This is a genomic window from Verticiella alkaliphila (assembly GCF_018904615.1).
GTDB classification, from domain to species: Bacteria; Pseudomonadota; Gammaproteobacteria; order Burkholderiales; family Burkholderiaceae_B; genus Verticiella; species Verticiella alkaliphila.
Genome location: NZ_JADCNH010000049.1, coordinates 1 through 21,314, shown reverse-complemented (window position 1 = coordinate 21,314; position 21,314 = coordinate 1). Strand labels below are relative to the sequence as shown.

Sequence of the window (21,314 nt, the reverse complement as noted above, 5' to 3'; positions counted from 1 at the left end):
GGCGGCCAGACGACAAAAAAGCCCGCTGGCAGCGCCAGCGGGCTTTTTCAGCAAACCAATGCTTGGAGCATCGTCCGAAGACGATTACTTGAGCTTGGTTTCCTTGTAGTCGACGTGCTTGCGCGCGACCGGATCAAATTTCTTGATCAGCATCTTTTCCGGCGTGTTGCGCTTGTTCTTGGTCGTCGTGTAGAAGTGACCCGTGCCAGCGGTCGACTCCAGCTTGATCTTTTCGCGAATACCCTTAGCCATGGTGGACTCCTGACAGGTGTGGGTTCAGTGCCGTGATGGCGTATCAGGCTTCGCCGCGCGCGCGCAGGTCGGCGAGCACGGATTCGATGCCGTTCTTGTCGATCGTGCGCAGGGCAGTCGTGCTCACACGCAGACGCACCCAGCGGTTTTCGCTCTCGACCCAGAAACGACGCGATTGCAGGTTGGGCAGGAAGCGGCGCTTCGTCTTGTTGTTGGCGTGGGAGACGTTGTTACCCACCATCGGCTTTTTGCCGGTTACCTGGCATACACGCGCCATGACCAAACCTCTTTGAATTCCGTAAGTTGTATGAAAAACCGCGGGGCGAGCCGTAATGGGCCAAATCCCGGGTTCCGCCTGTGCAAAGGTTGCGCGGATCGTCTCGCATCGAGAAGCGTGCCTGATGCACTGCCCCATCGCTGGAAGTCTCCTCGGGCAATACCGCGACAACCCTCGGGGCGCTGCTCGGGTGGGCATCCCCAAAGGTTGCCCCATGGAAAGTGTCTGCCCGAGTAGCCAAATCTGCGCTCTCGTCCCTGGCCAAAGCAAGAGACTGTGAAGCTCGCAACTGTAGCACGACGCGAGAAGCAAAGACAAGCTACCCCGGGCTTACGTCATCAACCCGTGTTGGGCGAACGACACGGTCTGGCCACCCGCCACCAGGACGTGGTCGACGAGACGGATGTCCACCAGGGCCAGTGCCTGGGCCAGGTGCCGGGTGAGTTGGCGGTCTGCCGCGCTGGGCTCGGCCACGCCCGACGGGTGATTATGCGCCAGGACGACCATGGCCGCGTGGTGGCGCAATGCGGCGCGCACGACTTCCCTCGGATAGACCGTGGCCTGGGCCAAGGTGCCGCGGCTCACCACTTCGCTGGCGATCAGCCGCAGGCGGTTGTCCAGGAAGAGGGCGTAGCAGACTTCGACAGTCTGGTGCCCGAGCAGGAGTGCGCAATAGGCCTGCATCCGGGCAGGGTCGTCCAGCGTGTGCTCGCGCGTGAGATCCTCGGCCAGCGAGCGGCGCGCCAGTTCCATCACGGCGCCGAGCTGCGCGGCGCGCGCCCGGCCGATGCCTGCCGTGCCGATCATCGCCGTGGGCTCGGCGCCCAGCAGGCCGCGCAGCCCGCCGAAGGCCACGAGCAAGGTCTGCGCGAGCGAGAGCACGTCCTGCCCCGGCAAGCCCGTGCCGAGCACGACAGCCAGCAATTCCGCATCGGTGAGCGTGGCCGGGCCATGGCGCCACAGCCGCTCGCGCGGCAGGCTGTCGAGGGGGACGCGGCTGCGCAGGCCGCCTGTGGCGACGACTTGGCTTCGGGGATTCATGGATAGCCTTTAAAATGCAGGGTTCTTCCGCCATATTGGCACCATCCACCAGCCGAGCGCGCCCGCCTGTGTCTGAATCCACGCACTCCCTGCCCCTCGTGACCGAGGGCTCCTACGTCACTCTCCATTACCGGATCACGCTGGCATCCGGTGCCGGCGAGGGGCAGGTCTTCGCCGACACCTTCACCGGCCGGCCCGCCACCCTGCAGATGGGCGTAGGGCAATGGTCGCCGGACATGGAGGCGGTGCTCATCGGCCAGGCCGAGGGCACCAAGGCGAGCTTCGAGCTCCCGCCATCGCAGGCGTATGGCGAACGCAATCCCGAGCTCGTGCAGAAAGTCTCGCGCAAGATGCTCGCCGAGAACGCCGGTCCCGACGCCACGTTCGATGCCGGCGACATGGTCGAATTCACCGCGCCCAACGGTGGCCGCTACGCGGGCGTCTTCAAGTCCTGGCAGGGCGATCACGCCATCTTCGACTTCAACCATCCCCTGGCGGGCGCGGCATTGCGTCTGGACGTCGCCATTCTCGGAGTGCTCTGATCATGCAGGCCACGCTCACCCAGACTGACCTCGGCACGCTGCCGGCCGAGGGCGCCGAGGTCGTGCTCGCGCAGCCGCGCGGCTTCTGTGCCGGCGTGGATCGCGCCATCGACATCGTCGAGCGGGCGCTGGAGCTGCATGGCGCTCCCATCTATGTGCGCCACGAGATCGTGCACAACCGCCATGTGGTGGAAGATCTGCGCGGCAAGGGCGCCATCTTCATCGACGAGCTCGACGATGCGCCGGCCGGCGCGATCGTGGTGTTCTCCGCGCATGGCGTATCCAAGGCCGTGCGCCATGAAGCGGGCGACCGTGGGCTGCGCGTGTTCGACGCCACCTGCCCGCTGGTCACCAAGGTCCATGTCGAAGTCGCCAAGATGCGCGCCGCAGGCCGCGAGGTCATCATGATCGGCCACCGCGGCCATCCGGAAGTGGAAGGCACGCTGGGGCAGTCGCCGGCCGGCATGCACTTGGTCGAAAGCGCAGCCGACGTCGCCGCGCTCGAGGTCGCCGATCCCGCCAACCTGGCCTACGTCACCCAGACCACGTTGTCCGTGGACGACACGGCCCAGGTGGTCGCGGCCTTGAAGCAGCGCTTTCCGCTCATCGCCGAGCCCAAGAAAGCCGACATCTGCTACGCCACCCAGAATCGCCAGGACGCCGTCAAGGTCATGGCGCCCGAGTGCGATCTCGTTCTGGTTGTGGGCAGCGCCAACAGCTCCAATTCCAATCGGCTGCGCGAAGTCGCCGAACGTCGTGGCGCACGCGCCCATCTCATCGATGATGCACGCAACATCGACCCGGCCTGGCTCGAAGGTTGCCGCCGCGTCGGCGTCACCGCCGGCGCCTCCGCGCCTGACGTGCTGGTGCGTGGCGTGATCGAGCGCCTGAAGGAACTGGGTGCCGTGTCCGTGCGTACGCTGCCGGGGGCGGAAGAGGCCGTGTCCTTCCCGTTGCCGCGAGGTCTCGCCCGGACCTGACATGATGCAACTGCCGAGTTGCGCGTTGTCAAAACCGACGGTATAATCTTTTTCTTTGCTGCCGGTGTAGCTCAGTTGGTAGAGCAGCGCATTCGTAATGCGAAGGTCGGGGGTTCGACTCCTCTCACCGGCACCAATACCTCTCCTCGTTGAGAGACGTTCGACAGAAACCCTCTGCGCTTTTGGCCCAGGGGGTTTTTTGTTTTGTGCGTCAGTCGTAGCTGCGGGCGTCCTCGATCACCTTGCCATCATTGGGCAGGCTGCCACCCGGGACGTGCTCCACGTCTGCCCGCAGCTTGGTGACATCGCGCGCGGTCTGCGCCACACGATCCTTCAGTCCGTCAGGCCAGGTGTCGGCCTCCACGCGCAGGCACATCGCATCCTGTCCACCGCTGCCAGACACGACCAGCCGTGCGCGACGCAGTTCGGGGTGGCGCGCCACCACCTCGGCCACTTGTGCTGGGTGCACGAAAAGCCCGCGTACCTTGGTCGTCTGGTCGGCCCGCCCGAGCCAGCCACGAATGCGCGTGTTCGTGCGCCCGCAGGGCGAGGCGCCCGGCAGCACGGCCGACAGATCGCCCGTGCCGAATCGCACCAGCGGATAGTCCGGATTGAACGTCGTCACCACCACTTCGCCCACCTCGCCGTCCGGCACAGGTTCGCCCGTGCCCGGTCGCACGATCTCGACGACGATGTCCTCGCCCAGCACCAGTCCTTCACGGGCCGCAGTCTCGAAGGCGATGAGCCCGAGATCGGCGCTGCCATAGGCCTGATAGCCCTGGATGCCACGTCCGATCAGCCAGTCGCGCACCGAAGGCGGAAAGGCTTCGCCGGAGACGAGCGCGCGCTTGAGCGAGGGCAGGGCCACGCTCAGCTCGTCGGCCTTCTCCAGCAGGATCTTCAGAAAGCTTGGCGTGCCGGTGTAGCCGCCAGGCGCCAGATCGACCATGGCCCGTACCTGCTGCTCGGTCTGGCCTGTGCCACCCGGGAATACCGTGCAGCCCAGGGCATGCGCGGCCGTCTCCATCATGGAGCCCGCGGGGCTGAAATGGTAGGAAAAGCAGTTGTACGCGAGCTCGCCCGAGCGAAAGCCTGCGGCGTAGAGCGCGCGCGCAAAGCGCCAATAGTCGGGGCGGTTCGTCTCCGGCTCGTAGATCGGACCGGACGAGGCGAACACCCGCAGTGCCTGGCCCCAGCCCACGGCCGAGAAGCCGCCGAACACGCGCTCGCGCCGTGTCAGGGATGCCGGCGCATTGGCCGCGCGCGCCTGCTGCTGGGCTTCGAGCAGTTCGCTCTTGCGCAACACGGGCAAGCGGGCCAGCGCCTGGCGGCTGTTCACCGCCCACGTGTCCACACCCGCCAGTTGCCGGGCCAGCGCGGGTGCCGTGTCCGCTGCCCGGGCGACGACGCCCGGCAGCGCGGCCATCAGATCGCGCTCGCGTTGCTCCGGATCGCGCACTTCCAACGCATCGTAGAACTCGGTCATGGTCGTTCCCTGAAAGCCTAGGCCAGCCAGCGCTTGCGGCGGCGGTAGAACTTGGTGTCGCGAAAACTCTTGCGCTCGCCGCTGGCGATGCCCAGATAGAATTCCTTCACGTCCTCGTTGGTGGCGAGGTCGGCCGCGCGGCCTTCCATCATCACGCGGCCGTTCTCGAGGATGTAGCCATCGTCCGCGTAGCGCAGCGCAATGTGGGTATTTTGTTCGGCCAATAGAAAGCTCACACGCTCGCGCGAATTCAAGTCCCGCACGATTCCGAAGATCTCCTCGACGATCTGGGGCGCGAGCCCCATCGAAGGCTCGTCCAGCAGGATCATGCGTGGGTTGGCCATTAGCGCACGCCCGATGGCGCACATCTGTTGCTCCCCGCCCGAGGTGTACCCCGCCTGGCTGGTGCGCCGTTGCTTCAAGCGCGGGAAGTAGGCGTACACCCGCTCCAGCGCTGCCGCCAGTTCCGCGCGCGACAGCCGCTGCGTGTAGGCGCCGGTGAGCAGGTTCTCCTCGATCGACAGGTGCGCAAAGCAGTGCCGGCCTTCCATCACCTGCACCACGCCGCGGCGCACGAGATCCGCGGGGGTGAGGCGTTCGATGCGCTCGCCCCGATACTCGATCTGTCCTTTGGTGACTTCGCCACGCTCGCCACGCAACAGGTTCGACACAGCGCGCAGGGTGGTGGTCTTGCCGGCGCCGTTGGCCCCGAGCAACGCCACGATGCGGCCTTCGCGCACGCGCAGGGACACCCCCTTCAGCACCAGGATGACGTGGTTGTAGATGACCTCGATGCCGTTGACGTCCAGCAGGACAGCGTCCGACACCGGATCGGCGGGCGGCGAGGAAGCGATAGGAGCGGTGGTGTTCATGCGCAGTTCCCGAAACAGGCGACAGGCGTCGCGCGCCAGCAGCACGCGCGACGCCGCAGTGGCATCAGCCCGCGCACTTGCGCGGTTCGATCCCCTTGTCCTTCGCATAGCGGGCGGCCTGCTCCTTCACCATCGGGTCGATGATGCTGTGATCGGCCTGATACCAGTCCGAGGTCACCTGGAACTTCGCGCCGTCCCACTGGATGATGCGTGCCCAGTCACCGCCCATGTGGTCTGCGCAGGAGGTCTGCAGCGGTCGCATGATGCCGCCGAAGCCCAGCTCATCCAGCCGCGCCTGCGTGAGGTTCAGGTTCTCGAAGCCCCAGCGCACCTGCTCGGGCGTCATGTGCTGACCCTTGCCGTACTTCTCCTGCGCGGTACGGATGGCCTCGACCTGCAGCATCGAGATGATCATGCCGCGCGTATGGGCGATGGTGCCCATGGTCGTGGGCCCGGTGCCCTGGCCCTTGTCGTACACGTGCGTCTTCAGGTCCTGATGCACGCGGCCCTGCTCGGCGCTGTTCTGCAGCGAGATGGCGTTGTAGCCCTTGGCCACCGCGCCCAGATCGCGCACGTCGCCTTCGGAGCCGGCCCACCAGATGGCGTACATCTTGTCGCGCGGATAGCCGCTCGCCTGGGCCTCGCGGATCGCCGTGGGCGTCATGATGCCGGCACTCCAGAGCAGCACGTAGGCCGGACGGGCCTGCCGGATCTGCAGCCAGGTGGATTTCTGCTCCACGCCCGGGGCGGTCACCGGATAGGTGAGGAGCTCGAAACCATGCCGCTTGGCACGCTCCTGCAAGAGCGGGATGGGCTCCTTGCCGTAGGGCGAGTCGTGATAGACCAGGGCGATCTTCTTGCCCTTCAGGTTGTCGAACCCGCCTTCCTTCTTGGCGATGTCCTGGATCATGACGTCGGCCGCTGTCCAGTACGTGCCCCCCAGCGGGAAGTTCCACTCGAAGACGCTGCCATCGGCCGATTGCGACAGCCCATAGCCCGGCGTGACCACCGGCACCTTGTCGAGCGGCGCCTTGTCCGTCACGGCGAAGGTGATCCCCGTCGATTGCGTGTCAAAGCCCGACGCCCCGCCGTTGCGCCCCTTCAGGCGCTCATAGCATTCCACCCCGCGGTCTGTGGCGTAGGCCGTCTCGCACTCTTCGTAGACGATCTTCACGCCGTTGATGCCGCCGTCGCGCGCATTGACGAGCTTGAGGTAATCCATCTTGCCGTCGGCCCACGCGATGCCCAGCGGGGCGAAGGAGCCGGTGCGATAGGCGAGCAGCGGGATGAACTGCTCGGCCTCGGCCGCTTGCGCGGCGGGCAGCCAGGCAGCGGTGAGCGCGGTTGCCGCCGCCACGCAGGCTGCGATGCGTCGAATCTTCTGTGTCATCTCCAGGACCTCCAGGGTGGTGCAAGCACCGGTTGAGCCCGGTCTGTCGCCGGGTCTAGAAATTACCGTTCTACAAAAATAACCAGCCTATCCAGGGGGCCGCGGAGCTGGCTTCGCCAGTCCGCTGGCACCGCCCCCTTGAGGGGGCGCGCGAAGCGCGTAGGGGGTGTTCCCCCGGGCGGCCCGGCGGCAAAACCTATCAATGCGGGAACGGCCAGATGCGCAGCTTCTCCTTGCCGATGCTCCAGAGCCTCGCGAGCCCATGCGGTTCGACGATGAGGAAGAAGACGATCAGCGCACCGAAGATCATGTGTTCGATATGGGCGGCCGTGTCGACCGACAGCGGCAGCCCGAACCAGTGCGGCACGTTGGCAAGCACGATGGGCACGAGCACGATGAAGGCGGCGCCAAAGAAGCTGCCCATCAACGAGCCCAGCCCACCGATGATCACCATGAAGAGCAGCTGGAAGGAGCGATTCAGATCGAACGCCTGCGGCTCCCAGGAGCCCAGGTGCAGAAAGCCCCAGAGTGCTCCCGCCACGCCAACGATGAAGGAGCTCACCGCGAAGGCCGACAGCTTGGCGTATACCGGGCGGATGCCGATCACCGAGGCCGCCACGTCCATGTCGCGGATCGCCATCCATTCGCGGCCGATGGCGCCGCGCACCAGGTTCTTTGCGAGCAGCGTGAAGACGACGACGATGCACAGCACGAGAAAGTAGCGATCCAGCGCCGTCTGGATCGGGATGCCGAACACATCCAGGCGTGGCACGGACACGCTGCCCGAGGGCGAGTAGTTGGTGAAGAAAGGGATGCGCAGGAATGCCCAGTCGACGAAGAATTGCGCGGCGAGCGTGGCGACAGCCAGGTACAGGCCGCGGATGCGCAGGCTCGGGATGCCGAACACGACCCCGACCAGGGTGGCGAATACCCCGCCCAGCAGGAACTGCACCAGCAGCGGAATTTCCGGCACGCGCACGCCGATGTTCCAGGCGGCATACGCGCCCACGGCCATGAAGGCGCCCGTGCCGAGCGAGATCTGGCCGCAATAGCCCACCAGGATGTTCAGGCCCACGGCGGCCAGCGCCAGGATCAGGAAGGGGATCAGCACGGCACGCAGCAGATAGTCCGAGGCCAGCATCGGCACGGCCACGAAGGCCACGGCGAGCAGCAGCAGCATCGCGTAGCGGTCCTGGCGGATCGGCAGGATCTGCTGGTCGGCCCGGTAGCTCGTCTTGAATTGTCCGTTCTCGCGGTAGAACATGCGCTAGTCCTTGCAGGGCCGGGGTTCACACCCGGTCGATGATCTTCTCGCCGAACAACCCCTGCGGGCGGAACAGCAGGAACACGAGCGCCAGTACGTAGGCGAACCAGATCTCGATGCCGCCACCCACGAGCGGTCCGAGGTACACCTCGGAGAGCTTCTCGCCCACGCCGATGATGAGGCCGCCCACGATGGCCCCGGGCACGGACGTGAGTCCGCCCAGGATCACCACGGGCAGGGCGCGCAGCGCGGCGGTGGCGAGCGTGAACTGCACCCCAAACTTCGACCCCCAGATGATCCCGGCAACGAGTGCGCACAGGCCCGCGACGAGCCATACGATCACCCAGATGCGATTGAGCGCGATGCCCACCGATTGCGCCGCCTGGTGATCGTCGGCTACCGCGCGCAGCGCACGGCCCGTGCTCGTCGCCTGAAAGAACAGGGCGAGCAACGCCACCAGCGCCGCGGCGACGGCCGCGGCGGTCAGGTCCTCCAGACTGATGAGGAGGCCGCCCTCGAAGACACCATCCAGAATCAGCAGCGGATCCTTGGGCATGCCCACGTCGATGCTGTAGACCGAACTGCCGAAGGCGATCTGCCCCAGGCCATCGAGGAAGTAGCTGATGCCCAGCGTGGCCATGAGCAGCGTCGTGCCTTCCTGGTTCACTAGGTGCCGCAGCACGAAGCGCTCGACCGCCCAGGCAAAGACGAACATGAGGCAGGCCGCCACCCCGAATGCGAGAACATTGCCCAGCAGCTTGCTCTCGAAGCCCAGCCACTGCGGAATCCACTCCGAGAAGCGGGCCATGGCGAGCGCGGCCACCAGCACCATCGCGCCCTGCGCGAAGTTGAAGACACCCGACGCCTTGAAGATCAGCACGAAGCCCAGACCGACGAGGGCATACAGCATGCCGCTCATCAAGCCGCCAAAGAGCGTTTCCAGGAAGAATCCCATGTCGGCTCCTTAGGCGTGCGCGACGGGCTCGCCCGCCGTCACACCCAGATAGGCCCGGATCACTTCCGGGTTCTGGCGTACCTCGTCGGGCGTGCCATCACCGATCTTGCGGCCGTAGTCCAGCACCACGACCCGATCGGAGATGTCCATGACCACGCCCATGTCGTGCTCGATCAGCACGATGGTGGTGCCGAACTCGTCGTTCACGTCCAGGATGAAGCGGCTCATGTCCTGCTTTTCCTCCATGTTCATCCCGGCCATCGGCTCGTCCAGCAGCAAGAGGCGCGGCTCCATCGCCAGGGCGCGCCCCAGGTCCACCCGCTTTTGCAGGCCATAGGGCAGCCGGCCCACGGGCACCTTGCGCCAGGCCTGGATCTCCAGGAAGTCGATGATGTTCTCGACGAAGGCGCGATGCGCCGTCTCCTCGCGTTCGGCCGGACCCCAGCGCAGCGCCTGGGCGAAGAGCCCGCTCTTCATGCGCAGGTTGCGCCCGCTCATGATGTTGTCGAGCACGCTCATGCCCTTGAAGAGCGCGAGATTCTGGAAGGTGCGCGCCACGCCCATCTCGGCCGCGCGACGCGGGTTCATGCGCGCGAAAGGCTTGCCGTCGAAGACGATGCGGCCTTGCTGCGGGGTGTAGACGCCATTGACGACGTTGAGCATGGAGCTCTTGCCGGCACCGTTCGGGCCGATGATGGCGCGGATCTCGTGCTCGCGTACGTCAAAGGAGATGTCCGTGAGCGCCTTCACCCCGCCGAAGGACAACGACAGATTCTGCAGGTCGAGGAGCACCTGGCCCATGCGCGCCTCGCGCGCGCTCGAGGCGTTCATGCGCGCTCCCTCAGGCACGCGCACGGGCGCCGGCAGACGACGAGGGCTAAGATCATGCGGCCTCCTGGACACGGACGGGATGGCGGCGCGCGTCCTGGATCGCGACGTCGGCAGCCACGCGGCCGATGCGGCCGTCCTCGAACTTCACTTCGGTCTCGATGTGCTGGCGGGCGTGCCCGGCGTACATCGCTTCGATCAGCGTGGCGTACTTCTCGGCGATGAAGCCGCGCCGCACCTTGCGCGTGCGCGTGAGCTCGTCGTCGTCCGGGTCCAGCTCCTTGTGCAGGATCAGAAAGCGCCGCACCTGGGCACCGCCCAGCTGCGGCTCGGCCGCCAGGGCAGCGTTGACCTCGTCCACGCAATCCGCAATGAGCGTGTAGACCTCAGGCTTGCCGGCGAGGTCGGTGTAGCCCGCATAGGGCAGCCCCCGGCGCTCCGCCCAGTTGCCCACGGCCTCCAGATCGATGTTGATGAAAGCGCACACGCCGTCGCGACCCATGCCGAAGGCCACCGCCTCCTTGATGTAGGGGAAGAACTTGAGCTTGTTCTCGATGTACTTGGGCGCGAAGAGGCTGCCGTCGGCGAGCTTGCCTACGTCCTTGGCGCGATCGATGATCTTCAACTGGCCATCGGGCTCGAGAAAGCCCGCGTCGCCGGTGCGAAACCAGCCGTCCTCGGTCATCGACTCGCGGGTCGAATCCGGATTGCGGTGATAGGCCGAGAAGAGTCCCGGGCTGCGCACCAGGATCTCACCCGTGTCGCTCACGCGGATGTCGACGCCATCCACCGGCGGGCCGACGGTATCCGGGCGTACCTGGCCGTCGGCCTGCACGCACACGAACACCGAGGTTTCTGTCGAGCCGTACAGCTGCTTGAGGTTGATCCCGATCGAGCGATAGAAGACGAAGAGATCGGGTCCGATCGCCTCGCCGGCGGTGTAGGCCACGCGCACGCGGCTCATGCCGAGCGCGTTGCGCAACGGGCCGTAGATCAGCACGTTGCCCAGGGCGTAGCGCAGGCGGTCGATCGGCCCCACGGATTGGCCGTCGATGAGCCGGGTGCCCACGCGCCGTGCCAGCGCCATGGCCCGATGAAAGAGGGCGCGCTTCACGCGGCTCGCATCCTCCATGCGGATGAGCACCTGGGTGAGGAGGCCCTCCAGCACGCGGGGCGGCGCAAAGTAGTAGGTCGGGCCGATATCGCGCATGTCGATGGCGACGGTGGCGGGCGACTCGGGGTGGTTCACGGTGAAGCCACTCACCAGCAGCTGGGTGTACGAGAACATGTTCTGCCCGATCCACGCCGGCGGCAGATAGGCGAGCACGTCCTCGCGATCGGTGAGCTTTTCCATGCGGGCAACGGCACGGGCGCGGTCGATGAGCGCATGATGCGTGAGCACCACGCCCTTGGGCCGGCCGGTGGTGCCGGAGGTGTAGAACATCGCGGCGGTGTCGTGCGGCTGGACCCCGGCCACGGCGCGCGCGAAGTAGCCGGGATTGGCCGCCGCGAAGGCATCGCCGCGCTCGGCGAGTTCGGCGCAGGAGAGCAGGGCATCGTCGTGGTAGTGACGCAGGCCGCGCGGGTCGTCATAGACGACGTGGCGCAGGGCAGGGCATTCGCCGCGCGCCTCGAGCATCTTGTCGACCTGTTCCTGATCCTCTACCACCGCCACGGCGATGTCGGCGTCGCGCAGCACATAGGCCATCTCGAGCGCCACGGCATCCTGGTAGAGCGGTACGGGAATCGCCCCCAGCGCCTGCGCCGCCATCATCGCCATGTACAGATGGGGGCGGTTCTCGCCCACGACGGCCACGTGCTGACCCGCCTGCACGCCGAGGGCTGCCAGGCCCAACGCGAAGCGCTCCACCTGGCCGGCGACGTCGGACCAGGTGTACGTCTGCCAGATGCCCAGATCCTTCTCGCGAATGGCGGGCGCGCACCCCGCACGCGAGCGTGCTCGAGCAGCAGCGCGGGAAACGTGTCGGCGGTCGCCGGACCCTCGGACGCAGGTTGCACCACGGTGTCTCCTTCGGGTGGCAAGACTGCCGTGCAAACGGCGTCCTGCACGTATCGGTTCCGTGGCCGGGCAGCAGGCCCACCTTGCGCCCTGCGCACTGGCGCATCTGGCGTGTCGGGGATACTGCCCGGCAGGTTGCGCCGCACTCTGTCCGGTGCGTACACAGCCCTGAGTCGTAAGGTATAAGCTAGCCACGCCCCCAACTGTCGTCACGACGACATTCCAGGATCATTCAGGGTATATCCCGATGCCGGTGCCGGAATCGCTTTCGCTGTCTGCCGCCTGGTTCCGCCTGCTCACGCCCGCCCAGCAGGCGCGCGTCACGCGTGACGTCGCGGTGCAGGCGTGTGCCGCCGGCAGTATCGTCGAGCGCCGTGGCGAGCTTGCCACGGCCTGGATCGGCGTGGTGTCCGGCCTGCTGAAGGTGTCGGTGGGCAACGCCGATGGCAAGCTCGCCTCGCTCACGGGCGTGCCCTCAGGTGGCTGGATCGGTGAAGGTTCGCTGCTCAAGCGTGAACGTCGCAAGTATGACGTCGTGGCGCTACGGGATTCCCAGGTCGCCCGCCTGCCCGCGCCCACGTTCGAATGGCTGCTCGACAACAGCCTGCCCTTCAACCGCTACCTGCTGGATCAGTTGAACGAGCGTGTGGCGCAATTCATCGGCAAGGCCGAGAACGACCGTCTGCTCGATACGGATGCCCGCGTGGCGCAGTGCCTCGCCGAGCTCTTCAATCCGCTGTTGTATCCTGGCATGGGCATGCGACTGGCCATCACACAGGAAGAACTTGGCTATCTCGCCCGCGTGTCGCGCCAACGCGCCAACCAGGCCTTGCATGTCCTGGAGGCGGCGGGCTTGCTGCGGGTGGATTATGGCGCTGTGCAGGTGCTCGACCTGGACGGCTTGAAACGCTACGGCCACTGAGGCCGGGCGCCAGTGGGCAACAGATCAATACGGATTGGAGCGGGCGTTGGGCTTGCGCGGCGCCGGGTCGGCGTTGTCGGCCCAGGCGCTGTCGGCATCCGTGTTCACACGCGGCTTGGCCGACGTGCCCGCCACGTCGTCCTTGATGTTGTCCTTCGTCGGTGTGCGCGGTACGTCCACGGGGGCGTCGCTTGGCGTGAGGCCTGCTTGCGGGCCGGGCTGATGGTCAGGGCGTTTGGCGTCGGTCATGGCTGTCTCCTGAACGGGCGAAGCCCACCAACTTGCAAGTCTCGTGCCGGGCGCTGCAGGTGACGGGAACGGGCATTGCTCGGGGCAACGGCCATGCAACAGGCGTCCCCTGCCTGTCCCCTCCCGGAGTCCCCATGTCCACTATCGTGTCGCGCGCCGCCGAGACGGCGCACCCCGAGTCGGCCGCGCCGACCGTGCGAACCTCCCTGCGCGTCAATGGCCAGACACACGAGGTGCAGGCCGACGTGCGCGCCTCGCTGCTGGACGTGCTGCGCAATCACCTGCAGCTCACTGGCACCAAGAAAGGGTGTGACCACGGGCAGTGCGGCGCCTGTACGGTGCATCGCAATGGCCGCCGTGTGAACGCCTGTCTGACGCTGGCTGTCGCCTGCGACGGCGACGAGATCACGACGATCGAAGGCCTGGGCTCGCCTACGTGTCTGCACCCCATGCAGGCGGCCTTCGTCAGCCACGATGCCTACCAGTGCGGCTACTGCACGTCCGGCCAGATCATGTCCGCCGTGGCCGTGCTGCAGGAGCCGTGTGGTGCCACCGATGCGGATGTGCGCGAAGCCATGAGCGGCAACATCTGCCGATGCGGCGCCTATGCCAACATCTTGGCCGCGGTGCAGCATGTGCGGCGGGAGGGCTGACATGCACACCTTTGCCTTCGAGCGCGCCCGCGATTCCGCGCACGCTATCCAGACCGCGTCGGCGGCGACGACCGCCCAGCAGGGCGCCGAAGTCCGTTTCCTCGCGGGCGGCACCACGGTGCTCGACCTCATGAAGCTCGACGTGGAGCAGCCCGCACGTCTCGTCGATCTGGCCGGGCTGGGCCTGGACCAGATCGAGCCCACGGGCGACGGCGGGTTGCGCATCGGCGCCATGGTGCGCAATGCCGACCTTGCGCACGATGCCCGCGTGCAACGTGACTATCCCGTGCTCTCGCAGGCCTTGCTGGCGGGCGCCTCCGGGCAGTTGCGCAACATGGCCACCACGGGCGGCAATCTGCTGCAGCGCACGCGCTGCGTGTACTTCCGCGATACGCGCATGCCCTGCAACAAGCGCGAGCCCGGCACGGGCTGCCCGGCGCAGGACGGGTTCAACCGCAACCTCGCCATCCTGGGCACCAGCGAGCATTGCATTGCCTCGAATCCATCGGACATGAACGTCGCCCTGGCTGCGCTGGATGCGCGCATCCATGTGCAAGGGCCCGCCGGCGAGCGCGTGATCGCCATGAACGAATTCCACGTGCAGCCCGGGGACACCCCGCATCAGGAGACGGTGCTCGCCCCGGGCGATCTGATCACGCACGTCGTTCTGCCCGCGCCAGCGGCCGGGGCCGGCGCCTGCTATCTCAAGTTGCGTGATCGCGCCTCCTACGAATTCGCCCTGGCATCGGCCGCGGTGGTGGCGCACGTGGCGCAGGGTCGTCTTGCGCAGATCCGCATAGCCCTGGGCGGTGTCGGCACCGTCCCCTGGCGGGCCCGGCTGGCCGAGGCGGCGTTGCAGGGCCAGGCACCGACGGAGCAGGCCTTGCGTGCCGCGGCGGACCAGGAGCTCGCTGCCGCGCGTCCGCGCGAGGGGAATCGCTTCAAGATAGAACTCGCGCGACGTTGCCTGATCCAGGCCGTGTTGCGTGCCATCGATACCGCTGAAAAGACGCCGGAGGTCGCATGAACGCGCCCGAATCGCTTCCCCTGGGCCCCGTCGGCCAGTCGACCGACCGGATCGACGGCCCCCTCAAGGTGACGGGGCACGCCACGTATACGGTGGATCACGATTTCCCTGGTCTCGTGCATGCCATGCCGGTGGGCGCAAAGATCGCCGCAGGCCGCCTCGTGTCGCTGGACGTCGCCGCGGCGCGTGCGATGCCGGGCGTGATCGAGGTTTTCACGCGCGAGAATATCGGTACGCTGTATCGCGTGGCCAAGGCCAGCGGCGTCATGGTCGATGAGCGCCGCCCGCCGCTCTCGGACGACGAGATTGCCTACTATGGCCAGTACATCGCCTTGGTGGTGGCCGAGTCGTTCGAGGTGGCGATGGCCGCAGCGGCCAGCGTCACGGCGCAGTACGAGGCGCGCGCGGTCGACGTCAGTGCAACGTCCGTGGCCGACGACGACATGCAGACCGAGGCCGAGCGGGGCGATCCGCAGGCCGCGTTCGACGCCGCCGAGATCACGGTGGACGAGACGTACGTGACGCCTACGGAAACGCACAACCCGATCGAGCTGCACGCCTCGGTCGCGGTCTACGAGGACGGGCGCTTCACGCTCTACGAGACCTCGCAGGCCGTGGTCAACCACAAGGCGGCGCTCGTGCAGATGCTCGGCGTCGCGGCCGAGGATGTGCGCGTGGTGACGCGCTATCTCGGCTCGGGTTTCGGGGGCAAGCTGTGGCCCTGGCCGCACAGCGTCCTCGCCGCCGCGGCCGCCCGCGCGCTCGGGCGGCCGGTCAAGCTCGAGGTCACGCGCGCCATGATGTTCCACAACGTGGGCCATCGGCCCCGCACGCAGCAGCGCGTGCGCCTGTCGGCCGATCGCGACGGTCGCCTCACGTCGCTGCGCCAGGATTACGTCGTGCAGAACGCGCGCCGCGACGAGTATCAGGAAGACTGCGGCGAAGCCACGGCCTATCTCTATAGCACCCCCAACCTGCGGGTGACCTGGGGCGCGGCGAAGCGCGATGTCGGCTCGCCGACGTCCATGCGCGGGCCGGGCGCCGTGCCTGGGCTCTATGCCATCGAGTCGGCCATGAACGAACTCGCGCGCAAGCTCGAGATCGACCCCGTGGACCTGCGCCTGCGCAACGACACGCTCCATAATGAAGACGAAGACGTGCCTTTCAGCAGCCGGCATCTCGCAGAGTGTCTTCGCACCGGCGCAGAACGCTTCGGCTGGCGCGAGCGCAACCCGGCAGTGGGCGCGATGCAGCGGGATGGCCGCATTCTTGGCTGGGGTATGGCGAGCGCCTCCTGGATGGCCCAGCGCCTGGGCGCCACGGTCGCCGTGACAGCGCAGGCCAACGGCCGCATCCGTGTCGCCACGGCGTCGCAGGATATCGGCACGGGGACCTACACGGTGCTGGCGCAGATGGTGTCGCGGGTGCTCGGCGTGGCGCTGGACCGCATCGACGTGTGCCTGGGCGACACCGCGTTGCCGTCGGGGCCGCTATCCGGCGGCTCCATGGCCACCGGCTCTCTCGTGCCCGCGGCAAGCGATGCCGCGCGGGACGTTGCCAACAAGCTGATCCAGACCGCGACAGAGGGCGACGACACGCCGTTCGCGGACGCCGATCCCGATTCCCTCGAGCTCGTCGATGGCCAGGTGCGGCGCAAGGGGCAGACGGATGGCGTGGGCTTCATGGACATCCTGCAGCGCGCTCGGCTCAGCCAGCTCTCGGGCAACGGGCGTTCAGGCTCCAGCAAGGCCGACCCGGGCGCGGACGAACGTTCCACGAAATCCTTTGGTGCGCACTTCGTCGAGGTGAGCTGGGAGCCCGCGATCGCACGCCTGCGGGTGGAGCGTGTCGTCACCGTGATCGACGGCGGCCAGATCCTGAACCCCAAGGCCGGTCGCAACCAGATCGAAGGGGCGATCATCATGGGCCTGGGCATGGCGCTGTTCGAGTCGGCCGACTACGACCCAGAAACGGGCGCCGTGCTCAACAGCAACCTGGCCGACTACATCATGCCGGTCCACGCCGATGCCCCTGAGCTGGACGTCACCTTCCTGGACCATCCCGACTACGCGCTGAACGAACTGGGCGCACGCGGTATTGGTGAGATCGGGCTGGCAGGGCTCGCCGCGGCCATCACCGATGCCGTGCACCATGCCACGGGCGTGAGGGTGAGGGAATTGCCGGTGACGGTCGAGGCGTTGTTGGAGGCGCCACTGCCGGACGGTCAATGACGCCAGTCGCGTGGCTCAGGTTGCCGCCGCGGCCAGACGTTCGGCGGCGATCCGCGCGACCCGGCGCACGTGATCCTCGGACGCCGCCTGGGCAGCGGCCCCGTCGCGCGCGCGCAAAGCCTGCACGATGCGAGCCATTTCGGCGGCCGCGTCATCGCGGCGGCCGCTCGAGCCGATCGTCATGGCACGCAAACGGGTGATGCGTGCGTTGAGCGATTGCACCACGTCCCACGCCACGGTCATGCCCGCCTCGAGAAAAAGCCGTTCGTAGAACGCCGCCGTGCGCAGCATGACAGCTTGATGATCGGCTTCTGCAAAGGCCGCCTGCGTGGCATCGTTGAGGGCTGCAAGCGCCTCGATCGCGGGGGAATCGGCCCGCTCGGCGCAGGCTCGTGCTGCCTGGCCTTCCAGTAATGCCCGGATCTCATAGATCTGCGCGGCCTGGTCAGCGCTGAGCCGAGCCACCACAGGCCCCTGATGCGGCACGGATTCCACCAGGCCTTCGGCTTCCAGGTGGCGCAGTACCTCTCGAACGATGGACCGGCTCACGTCGAGCTGCTCGCACAGACTGCGTTCGACAAGGCGCTCACCGGGGCGGAAATGCCCGGCCCAGATGGCCTCGCGCATCTTCTCCAAGGAGAGTTCGCGCAGCGTCTTGCCGCTGCGATCCACTTTCAATGCGCCTTGGGGAAGTGCTGCCATGCTGTGCCTTGTCTCGTCGATGAAGCCTGCCCCGTAGTATTCCACGGGTGTGCCTGATGAGCATGTCCTGCCTGCCCTCAGGCCATGCCGGGCGGCCCCTCTCGGTCCAGCCATGCGAGCAGGACCTCGTTGACACGCTGCGCATGGGTGAGCGTCATCATGTGACGGGCCCCTGGTAGAACGACGAGCTCGCTGGCGGGCACCTCCTGGGCCATGGCAGCAGACATCGCAGGGGAGGAGTTGGCATCCTCCGCGCCGGTGAGAAAGAGCGTGGGCGGGGCCAGCCGACCGAGCCGTCCAACGTGGGCCGCGTCGGCCTGGGCAAAGAGCTGATAGGTGCGCGCATAGCCGATCGGATCCACCGTGGCGAGATACTCGCCGGCGAGCCTGGCATGCGCGGCCAACCCGGGAGGTGTCGGCTCCCCGAACCAGCGAGCCAGGGTGGACGCGATATTGGCCGACGCCTCGGCGCCCTGCAAGGCCGTGGCGCGCCCCATGACCGCTGCACGTTGCTCGTCGGTTCGCGCATAGACCGCGTTGAGCGCTGCCACGCGTCGCGTGCGCTCGGGATGCGTCAGCGCGAATTCCAGCGCCACCAGGGCTCCCATGGAATGGCCGGCCACGTTGGCTTGGTCGATGCCGAGGTGAGTCAGTAACTCCGCCAGCTGAACGGCATAGTCTGCCAGGCGCGGTGCGGGCGACGGCAGCCGGCTGTTGCCATGTCCCAGCATGTCGTACGTGATGACTTGGCAGGTGCGAGCAAGGCCCGACACCTGCGGCGCCCAGATGCCACGGCGCATGCCCACGCCGTGAATCAGGACGACTGGCTCGCCCTGACCCGTGACGGTATAGCCGGTGCCGCCAGGCGTCAGGCCGTGACGCGACGCCAGCGGCTCGACAGTCGCCGCCGGCGGGCCGGAAGGCTGCGGTGCCGCGGGCGCTTCCTGTCCGCGGACGGCAGGCGGGTCATGCGGCATCGTTGCTCCCCAGCATCTTGAGATCCTGGTAGCGATCGCCGATGCGGTGGTGCGGACGTCCGCCGATGGATGCCGCCAGCGCCACCACGATCTCGTCCGGCGCGGGGGCGTCGTTGATCGCGAACTGCACCGTGAGGTAGTGCGAACGCATGCCTTCGTCGTGCTTGTGCATGAGCGGGATGGCGATGGCGCAGTTCGGGCCGCCACGCACGTTGGTGAAGCTCAGGTAGCTCTTTGCGCCCACGGCCTTGCGATAGAAGTTGCCAAAGCGAAGCGTGTGGATGAGGGCAGAGGCGTGCTCAATCTCGCCGCTCGTGCCGACCACCGCCGCCTTGCCATAGCCCTCGACGGTCTCACCGGACCCTGCCAGGGCCAGGAGGCGTTCGGTGAGCATTTCGCCCAGAACGGGGGCCACAGCCTGGATCTCAGGCTGCAGGTCCTCCACGAAGCCGCGGCCGGCCCAGGGGTTGGTGAGGACGGCGGCTGCGGCATGCAGCACGAGCGGACGCGGCGCGTCTTTGCCGCCTTCGATGAGCGTGGTTTCGGTGTAAGTGACGATCTTGCGGATGGCGGGGCGAGTCATGAATCGATCTCCAGGCAAAGTTATTTGGCAGGGGCGGAAGCGGGTTCCGCCGTCAGATTGGCGGCCTTGACCACCTCGCGGTACTTCTGGACTTCGGCCTGCATGAAGCGGCGCAGGTCGTCGCCGGATTCGCCCAGCGCTTCGATGCCCTGCTCAGCGAGCTTGCTGCGCAGCCCGGCATCGGCCAGCGTTTCGCGCGTGGCGGCTTCCAGCGTCTTGACCACATCGGGTGGCGTGCCGGCCGGCACGAAAAGGCCGAACCACACGCCCAGGTCAAAGCCTTCGAGCCCGGGCTGTTGCCCCAAGGCCGGGAGGTTCGGTGCCAACGGCGAAGGCTGCGCACTCGTCGTGGCCAGCGCTTTCACGCGACCGCGCGGATATGGGGTTGAGCCGCACTCAGGGTGGAGACGGCGAGATCGATCTGGCCGCCCATGACGTCGACGAGCGCGGGCGCCGCACCCCGATAGGGCACGTGCGTGAGGCCAAGGCCGGCACGCATGTTGAGCAGTTCTCCAGCCACATGCATCGGCGTGCCGTTGCCTGCAGAGGCGTAGCTCAGCGCGCCCGGCTTCTGGGCGGCGAGGGCGCGCAGGCCGGCAACGTCCTGCGCTGCGAGATCCGGCTTGCCGACGAGCACCATGGGGCCTACGCCGATGAAGGCCACCGGGATGAGATCTTTCTGGCCGTCGTACGTGACGGCCGGATTGATGAGGCCATTGATGAGGATCTCCGAGCCGGACCCCACGAGCACCGTGTACCCATCGGCCGCGGAGCGCACCACCCGCTGGGTGCCTACCACACCGCCCGCGCCGGAAGCGTTCTCGATCACGAGCGTCTGCGCGAGCTTGGCGGAGAGGGCGGGGGCGATCAGGCGCCCGATGATGTCCGAGCTGCCGCCGGGCGCGAACGGAATGACCATCGTGATTGGCTTCTCAGGATAGGCCGCGAAACTCGCGGACATCGGGAGCGTTGCGGCGCAGAGCGTGACGGCTGCAGACAGCGTACGCAGCCAAGTTGGCAGTAAGGACATGGGTCGGTCTCCTGATTGTATGTTGGTATACCATAATACATAGAGCGGTGACTTTGCGCTAGCGTTACCGCTGACTAGGTCGTGGGACGAGGGCCTGCTCGGTCGACAGCATGAGGCCCCCAGGGACCGAGGCGCCGTCGTGGTCAGACTGCCATCCGAAGTGCCGTGCTTGTTGGGGGTACCGACGCTGCGTTCCTTTCCTTCTGTCGGGAAAGCGCGGGCGACCAGACTGGCGTGCCGAGCTGGATCAGGGAGCCTCTCCTTATCGATAGGGCAAAGGCCCCTCTATGCCCTACAGACGGGAGGCGAATTGCGTCTCTTCCCAAGGAGGCATGCCCCTTCTCCATAGGCATGTCCTTTCTCTATAGAGGAGATGCCACGCGGCGACATCTTCATTGGCCAGCGGCTCTTATCTATAACGTTCGAGACAAAAGCCTGGCGTCGACGCCGTTCACACTCGATAGAAGAGCCGGGACGGTTTGCCAGGCCTTCCGACAGCGGAACCACTTTGTTGCATGATTCGAAAACCGTGCTATAGTTCTTGGCTCGGCACTTGAAACGCAGCGCAAAGCGCGACGGATTGGGTGACGGGCCTGACGCCAAGTCGGGTTGGTGAAGAAAGCTTCTCTCAGCGCCAACTTCGATTTGCCAGCACGAAAATAAACGTGCTATAGTTCAGGGCTTCGCTGATCACGCATCACCACGGTGATGTCCAGACAAGCACCCGGCAGTACGCGGCAACGCGATGGGGTGGTGAGCAGTAGAGGCAAGCGGGGTTGAAAAGAAATTTTCGATTTCGCAACACGGATGAAATAAACGTGTTATAGTTGAGGGCTTCGCTGCTACGGCGCTGATCACTGCGGTGACGCGGCCAGGCAAGCGAGCCAAGTGCCCTGAAAGGGGTGCGGCGAGCGATTCGTTGAAGGTTCTCTAGCAAGAACGTTGAACAAATCGAACGTGAAGAAGTTGGCCGTTAAGTGAGCGAAAACGCTAGCTTGACAAGCTTCAAAAACTTCTTCATAATCTCGCTTCT

At 66.5% G+C, this 21,314-nt stretch carries 19 protein-coding genes, 1 tRNA gene and 2 pseudogenes; 7 read left to right on the top strand and 15 right to left on the bottom strand.

The window, feature by feature from the left end; all coding sequences use genetic code 11:
* Positions 1-84: 84 nt before the first annotated feature.
* From rpmG to radC, 3 genes are all read right to left on the bottom strand, one after another.
* Positions 85-252: a 50S ribosomal protein L33 gene (gene rpmG / locus IMZ29_RS20235; protein ID WP_014750397.1), complete on the bottom strand. Its 168-nt coding sequence runs from the start codon at positions 250-252 to the stop codon at positions 85-87.
* Positions 253-295: 43 nt separating this feature from the next.
* Positions 296-529 carry a 50S ribosomal protein L28 gene (gene rpmB / locus IMZ29_RS20230; protein WP_216187516.1) on the bottom strand — a complete coding sequence of 78 codons (234 nt, stop codon included), beginning with the start codon at positions 527-529 and terminating at the stop codon, positions 296-298.
* A 330-nt stretch (positions 530-859) separates the two neighbouring features.
* Positions 860-1,570, bottom strand: coding sequence for a RadC family protein (gene radC / locus IMZ29_RS20225; RefSeq protein WP_216187514.1), 711 nt, complete (start codon positions 1,568-1,570; stop codon positions 860-862).
* 68 nt (positions 1,571-1,638) lie between these two features.
* Between radC and IMZ29_RS20220 the strand changes: the two genes are divergently transcribed.
* From IMZ29_RS20220 to IMZ29_RS20210, 3 genes are all read left to right on the top strand, one after another.
* Positions 1,639-2,112 carry an FKBP-type peptidyl-prolyl cis-trans isomerase gene (locus tag IMZ29_RS20220; protein ID WP_216187512.1) on the top strand — a complete coding sequence of 158 codons (474 nt, stop codon included), beginning with the start codon at positions 1,639-1,641 and terminating at the stop codon, positions 2,110-2,112.
* Between the two features lie 2 nt (positions 2,113-2,114).
* A complete protein-coding gene (ispH, locus tag IMZ29_RS20215) occupies positions 2,115-3,092 on the top strand; it encodes a 4-hydroxy-3-methylbut-2-enyl diphosphate reductase (protein WP_216187510.1) in 978 nt (325 codons plus the stop codon).
* A 60-nt stretch (positions 3,093-3,152) separates the two neighbouring features.
* Positions 3,153-3,228: transfer RNA gene (locus IMZ29_RS20210), tRNA-Thr, on the top strand.
* Positions 3,229-3,303: 75 nt separating this feature from the next.
* Here IMZ29_RS20210 and IMZ29_RS20205 read toward each other — a convergent pair.
* The 7 genes and pseudogenes from IMZ29_RS20205 to IMZ29_RS20175 all read right to left on the bottom strand — a co-directional run bounded on the left by IMZ29_RS20205 (position 3,304) and on the right by IMZ29_RS20175 (position 11,909).
* Complete coding sequence (locus IMZ29_RS20205; RefSeq protein WP_216187508.1) at positions 3,304-4,578, bottom strand: phenylacetate--CoA ligase family protein; 1,275 nt, start codon at positions 4,576-4,578, stop codon at positions 3,304-3,306.
* Positions 4,579-4,595: 17 nt separating this feature from the next.
* Positions 4,596-5,450 carry an ABC transporter ATP-binding protein gene (locus tag IMZ29_RS20200; RefSeq protein WP_216187507.1) on the bottom strand — a complete coding sequence of 285 codons (855 nt, stop codon included), beginning with the start codon at positions 5,448-5,450 and terminating at the stop codon, positions 4,596-4,598.
* Between the two features lie 64 nt (positions 5,451-5,514).
* Positions 5,515-6,840 (bottom strand): ABC transporter substrate-binding protein, encoded by a 1,326-nt coding sequence (locus tag IMZ29_RS20195; RefSeq protein ID WP_371820373.1) that lies wholly within the window; start codon positions 6,838-6,840, stop codon positions 5,515-5,517.
* A 199-nt stretch (positions 6,841-7,039) separates the two neighbouring features.
* A complete protein-coding gene (locus IMZ29_RS20190; protein WP_216187505.1) occupies positions 7,040-8,104 on the bottom strand; it encodes a branched-chain amino acid ABC transporter permease in 1,065 nt (354 codons plus the stop codon).
* 25 nt (positions 8,105-8,129) lie between these two features.
* Positions 8,130-9,059, bottom strand: coding sequence for a branched-chain amino acid ABC transporter permease (locus IMZ29_RS20185; RefSeq protein ID WP_216187503.1), 930 nt, complete (start codon positions 9,057-9,059; stop codon positions 8,130-8,132).
* Positions 9,060-9,068: 9 nt separating this feature from the next.
* Positions 9,069-9,890: an ABC transporter ATP-binding protein gene (locus IMZ29_RS20180; RefSeq protein ID WP_216187501.1), complete on the bottom strand. Its 822-nt coding sequence runs from the start codon at positions 9,888-9,890 to the stop codon at positions 9,069-9,071.
* Between the two features lie 52 nt (positions 9,891-9,942).
* Positions 9,943-11,909: pseudogene (locus IMZ29_RS20175) on the bottom strand (AMP-dependent synthetase/ligase).
* A gap of 245 nt (positions 11,910-12,154) precedes the next feature.
* On the opposite strand from IMZ29_RS20175, the gene IMZ29_RS20170 reads away from it, so the two are divergent.
* The gene (locus IMZ29_RS20170) at positions 12,155-12,829 is read left to right on the top strand and encodes a Crp/Fnr family transcriptional regulator (RefSeq protein WP_216187499.1); all 675 of its coding nucleotides are present in this window, start codon (positions 12,155-12,157) and stop codon (positions 12,827-12,829) included.
* 24 nt (positions 12,830-12,853) lie between these two features.
* Here IMZ29_RS20170 and IMZ29_RS20165 read toward each other — a convergent pair whose 3' ends face one another.
* Positions 12,854-13,078 carry a hypothetical protein gene (locus IMZ29_RS20165; protein ID WP_216187497.1) on the bottom strand — a complete coding sequence of 75 codons (225 nt, stop codon included), beginning with the start codon at positions 13,076-13,078 and terminating at the stop codon, positions 12,854-12,856.
* Between the two features lie 134 nt (positions 13,079-13,212).
* Between IMZ29_RS20165 and IMZ29_RS20160 the strand changes: the two genes are divergently transcribed.
* From IMZ29_RS20160 to IMZ29_RS20150, 3 genes are read left to right on the top strand one after another with little or no spacing between them, the layout of a single operon-like run.
* Positions 13,213-13,731, top strand: a complete 519-nt coding sequence (locus IMZ29_RS20160; RefSeq protein ID WP_216187494.1) for a (2Fe-2S)-binding protein — start codon at positions 13,213-13,215, stop codon at positions 13,729-13,731.
* 1 nt (position 13,732) lies between these two features.
* Positions 13,733-14,758 (top strand): FAD binding domain-containing protein, encoded by a 1,026-nt coding sequence (locus IMZ29_RS20155; protein ID WP_216187493.1) that lies wholly within the window; start codon positions 13,733-13,735, stop codon positions 14,756-14,758.
* Positions 14,755-16,989, top strand: coding sequence for a xanthine dehydrogenase family protein molybdopterin-binding subunit (locus IMZ29_RS20150; protein WP_216187490.1), 2,235 nt, complete (start codon positions 14,755-14,757; stop codon positions 16,987-16,989). Before IMZ29_RS20155 ends, IMZ29_RS20150 begins: the two co-directional genes overlap by 4 nt.
* A 15-nt stretch (positions 16,990-17,004) precedes the next feature.
* Here the strand turns inward: IMZ29_RS20150 and IMZ29_RS20145 are convergent, their stop codons facing one another.
* From IMZ29_RS20145 to IMZ29_RS20130, 4 genes and pseudogenes are all read right to left on the bottom strand, one after another.
* Positions 17,005-17,691: a GntR family transcriptional regulator gene (locus IMZ29_RS20145; RefSeq protein WP_216187488.1), complete on the bottom strand. Its 687-nt coding sequence runs from the start codon at positions 17,689-17,691 to the stop codon at positions 17,005-17,007.
* A gap of 77 nt (positions 17,692-17,768) precedes the next feature.
* Positions 17,769-18,668, bottom strand: coding sequence for an alpha/beta fold hydrolase (locus IMZ29_RS20140; protein WP_216187486.1), 900 nt, complete (start codon positions 18,666-18,668; stop codon positions 17,769-17,771).
* Complete coding sequence (locus IMZ29_RS20135; RefSeq protein ID WP_216187484.1) at positions 18,658-19,251, bottom strand: amino acid synthesis family protein; 594 nt, start codon at positions 19,249-19,251, stop codon at positions 18,658-18,660. Before IMZ29_RS20135 ends, IMZ29_RS20140 begins: the two co-directional genes overlap by 11 nt.
* A gap of 20 nt (positions 19,252-19,271) precedes the next feature.
* Positions 19,272-20,170 (bottom strand): annotated as a pseudogene (locus IMZ29_RS20130) (Bug family tripartite tricarboxylate transporter substrate binding protein).
* Positions 20,171-21,314 lie beyond the last annotated feature (1,144 nt).